Raw genomic sequence first — 3681 nt, forward strand, 5'->3', positions numbered from 1 at the left:
GAGGGATGGGAATGGGGGGCTATCCGCGCGCAAGGATGCGTGCGGCCCAGCCGTCGTCCAGCCGCAGCAGCTGGCCCTGCGCCCATAGCCGGCCTTGCGCGGTCAGGCGCAACATGGGGTGGGCGGCGGCGCGCGCGGCGATTTCCCTGCCGGCCTCCCAATCGGCCAGCGCGTCGGCGCTTACGCGGATGGCGGCGGCCTCCACCGCCAGGCGCAGCGTGCCGGGCGGCGCTTGGTCCAGGCCAGGGGAGGGGGCTTCCACGACCGCGCGCTCGGCGTCGAGCAGCCTCACCCGTCCCGGGCTGGCCTCCGGATGCAGCCACAGGCAATCCAGCGCATCCGCCATGCCGTGGATGGGCAGCGCGTCGCCGACGGCGACCTTGTCCCAGTCCTGCTCCGGCAGCAGGCACCAGCCCAGGCCCAGCGCCAGCCGATGGCTCTGCTCGGTTGATGGCCGCAGCGCGGCCAGCCAATCGCGAGGGGCTTCGGGCAAGTACAGCGGCAGCCGGCGCGGCCCGTCTCGCAGCGTCAGCCGCCAGCCTTCGCCGCCGGGCGCAGGAGCGGGCGCGACGGCGGCTTCCGCCAGGCCGGGCAGGCCCTGGGCGCGCAGGAAACCATCCAGCGGCGCCAGCGTCCAGGCGGCCAGAACCGGCAGCAGCCCGGCTTCAATATCGGCAAGCTCGCCCACCGCCAGCTGCGGCTCCAGCCAGGCGCGCCAGTCGGCTTCTGTGGTCCACAGGCCGAGCGTCGCGCCGTCGAATGTCGCCGACAGCAGCAGGCCCTGGCCGTCGGCGCGGGCCAGATCGGCTTCGATGAGCCTGCCCTCATGTTCGACGCGGGCGCCGACGCGGCTGAGGTGGAAGGCGTCGAGCGGGATGTCAGCGGCCATCGCCAAGCTCCACGACGACGTCCACGCCCAGCGCGGCGGACAGCGCCGCGCCCAGGTTTTCCCGCTCGCGCGCCAGCCTGCCGGCCAGCGCCGGGGCCGGCGCGGACAGCCGCAGGCTCAGGCGGGCGCCGCGCCACTCGGCCTGCACCAGCAGGCCGGCCAGCGGGCCGGTGCTGGCGCGCAAGGCCAGCGTTTGGCTGTCGACCGGGGCCGCCGGCGCGGGCTGCGGCGGCAGATCGGGATGGGCGCGAGCGCTCGCGAAGCCGGCGGGCGAGGCGTCGGGCGGGTCGGCAAGCGGCGGCGCGAACAGCGGCCACGGCGAGATAGAGAGCGCGGGGAAATCCTGCTGCGGCGGCGCGTCGTCCAGCAGCGCGCGGAAGCGCTGCGCGCCGCGGCGGTCGGCATGGGGTTCGTCGCGGTCGCGCGATGACGCGCGGGGGGCGGCGGAAGGGGGTTGCGCTTGCATGATCGTGCCTTCTGTTGCGGTTTAGAGCGGGCCGGCCTCAGGCATCCTTGTCGGACTCGTCGTCCAGCAGCGCGCTCAGCTTTTCCTGTTCGCGCAGATTGCGCAGCAGCATGGTTTCCTGCTCGGCGCGGGTTTGCGTCAGCCGCAGCCGTTCTGCGGCCAGCTCTTCCAGCAGGCGCTGCAGGGATTGGTCTTCTCCTTCCAGCCGGGAGAGCGCGGCGCGCAGCTTTTCCAGCTCGGTCTGGTCGAACTGGCCGCTGCGAGCGGCATGGAGCCGCCATTCGGCGTACAGCGCATGGCGGCGCTCGTGGATGGCGTCCCGGCGCGCGCACAGCTTCAGCTCCTCGTCCGCCAGCCGGACTAGCGCGGCGCGCAGGCTGTTCTCGCGGCGGCGCTTGATGCACAGCAATTGGCTCAGCATGGCATCCCCGCGGCGTCGCTTAGTTCCGCCAGCGTGCGGGGGAACGCGAATCGCTCATCCACCGCTTGGCGCAGCAAAGCGTTGATCGGCGCCCGGCGCGCCATGGCGTCGTCGGCGTCGGCGTCCTGGCCCGGCCGGTATTCCCCCACCCGGACCAATAGCTCGATTTCCCGCCAGGCGGCCAGCAGCTGGCGCAGCCTGGCGGCGGCGGCGCGGTGGGGCCCGGCGCAAATCTGGTGCATGACGCGGCTGACGCTGGCGAGCACGTCGATCGCCGGGAAGTGGTTGGACTCCGCGAGCTTGCGCGACAGCACGATGTGGCCGTCCAGCAGCGAGCGCACCTCTTCCGCCAGCGGGTCGGCCTTGTCTTCCATCAGCACGGTGTAAAAGGCGGTGATGCTGCCGCGGGCGGCCGGACCGGCCCGCTCCAGCAGCCGCGGCAGCCTGGCGTACAGGCTGGGCGGATAGCCGCCGCCCACGATAGGCTCCCCGGCGGCCAGCGCCACCTCGCGCACGGCGCGGGCGTAGCGGGTGAGGGAGTCCACCAGCAGCAGCACGCGCTGGCCGCGGTCGCGGAAGTGTTCGGCGATGGCGGTGGCGGTGGCGGCCGCCTTGATGCGCTCCAGCGCCGGGCGGTCGGAAGTGGCGACCACCACCACGCTCTTGGCCCGCGCTTCCGCGCTGAGCACATGGTCGAGAAATTCGCGCACTTCGCGGCCGCGCTCGCCGATCAGGGCCAGCACGACGATGTCGGCTTCGCTGCCGGCGCAAAGCATGCCCAGCAAGGTGCTCTTGCCGCAGCCGGCTGGGGCGAAGATGCCCAGGCGCTGGCCGACGCCGACGGTGAGGGTGGCGTCGATGGCGCGCACGCCGGTGGGGAGGATGGTGTCTATCGCCTGGCGCTGCATGGGATCGGGAGGCTCGGCGTCGATGTCGCGCCGTGTTTCTACCCGCGGCGGCGGCAGGCCGTCCGCCGGCCGGCCCAGCGCGTCCAGCACCCGGCCCCGCAGCGCGTCGCCGACGCCGATGTCGGCGCGGCGTCCGCTGGGTTGGACCAGCATGCCGCAAGACAGGCCCAGCGGTTCGCGGTAGGGAGAGAGCAGCGCCTCGTCGCCGTCCAGCCCCACCACTTCGGCCGGGGCGCCGCCGGGCAGCGAGCACAGCTCGCCCAGTCCGGCGCCCGGCAGATGGGCGCGCAGCAGGGTGGCGCCGACTTCGGACAGGCGTCCTTCCAGGCGGCAATCGCCGCCTGCGGGCGGGGGAGGAGGCTCGATGGCGTCCAGGATGGCGTAGTAGTCAGGCAGGCGCATGGCCTTCTCCTATCAGTTCGACGTGGCCCAGGATCTTCAGCTCGGCCTCGTCGCCCAGCTCCTGGAACGACAGCACCGGCACGGAGAACAGATCGCGCTCGATCAGCTTGCGCACGAAGCGCCGCACGTCGATCGCGGTGACTAGCGCGGCGCCGCCGACGCCGCTTTGCTCCAGCGCGGAACGGATTTCGCCGACGATGGCCTGGTTCTCTTCCGGCCCCAGCGCCGAGTAGGAGCCGGCCGAGGTCTGGCGGATGGATTCGCGTATGGTTTGCTCGATGTGGCCGCCGATGACCCAGGCGCTGATCCAGGGCTGGCCGCGGCGCTGGCGGCCGACGATGTGGCGGCGCAGCGCCAGCCGGGCGTATTCGGTGAGCATTACCGGGTCTTTCTCGCGGGGAGCCCATTCCACCAGGGCCTCGAATACCGCGCGCAGGTCGCGGATGGACACGCCCTCGGCCACCAGCCGCTGCAGCACGTCGGCGATGCGGCCCACCGGCAGCTGGCGCTGCAGCTCTTTCACCAGCTCGCCGTAGCGCTGCTCCATCTGGTCCATCAGGTAGCGCGCCTCCTGCACGCCGATCAGCTCGGCGGC

Annotated in this window: 5 protein-coding genes; all 5 read right to left on the minus strand. The window is 72.7% G+C overall.

All coding sequences use genetic code 11. From position 1 onward, the window contains the following. Positions 1 to 19 precede the first annotated feature (19 nt). On the minus strand, positions 20 to 889 hold the full coding sequence (locus ACY3GB_RS20945) for a hypothetical protein (protein WP_463090427.1): 870 nt from the start codon (positions 887 to 889) through the stop codon (positions 20 to 22). After that, on the minus strand, positions 879 to 1355 hold the full coding sequence (locus ACY3GB_RS20950; protein ID WP_463090428.1) for a hypothetical protein: 477 nt from the start codon (positions 1353 to 1355) through the stop codon (positions 879 to 881). Before ACY3GB_RS20950 ends, ACY3GB_RS20945 begins: the two co-directional genes overlap by 11 nt. Positions 1356 to 1392: 37 nt before the next feature. Continuing rightward, positions 1393 to 1776 (minus strand): hypothetical protein, encoded by a 384-nt coding sequence (locus ACY3GB_RS20955; protein ID WP_463090429.1) that lies wholly within the window; start codon positions 1774 to 1776, stop codon positions 1393 to 1395. After that, positions 1770 to 3086, minus strand: coding sequence for a FliI/YscN family ATPase (locus ACY3GB_RS20960; protein ID WP_463090430.1), 1317 nt, complete (start codon positions 3084 to 3086; stop codon positions 1770 to 1772). The genes ACY3GB_RS20955 and ACY3GB_RS20960 overlap by 7 nt, the downstream gene beginning before the upstream one ends. After that, positions 3073 to 3681: FHIPEP family type III secretion protein (locus ACY3GB_RS20965; protein ID WP_463090431.1), on the minus strand; the 609-nt coding region annotated here is incomplete at its 5' end. The genes ACY3GB_RS20965 and ACY3GB_RS20960, both read right to left, overlap by 14 nt.

Source organism: Chromobacterium sp. Ag138 (assembly GCF_055181315.1).

What these genes read in the sequence shown, in the direction of transcription:
- ACY3GB_RS20950 (WP_463090428.1), bottom strand. Translation starts at nt 1,355, where the DNA reads ATGCAAGCGCAACCCCCTTCCGCCGCCCCCCGCGCGTCATCGCGCGAC.
- ACY3GB_RS20955 (WP_463090429.1), bottom strand. Translation starts at nt 1,776, where the DNA reads ATGCTGAGCCAATTGCTGTGCATCAAGCGCCGCCGCGAGAACAGCCTG.
- ACY3GB_RS20945 (WP_463090427.1), bottom strand. Translation starts at nt 889, where the DNA reads ATGGCCGCTGACATCCCGCTCGACGCCTTCCACCTCAGCCGCGTCGGC.
- ACY3GB_RS20960 (WP_463090430.1), bottom strand. Translation starts at nt 3,086, where the DNA reads ATGCGCCTGCCTGACTACTACGCCATCCTGGACGCCATCGAGCCTCCT.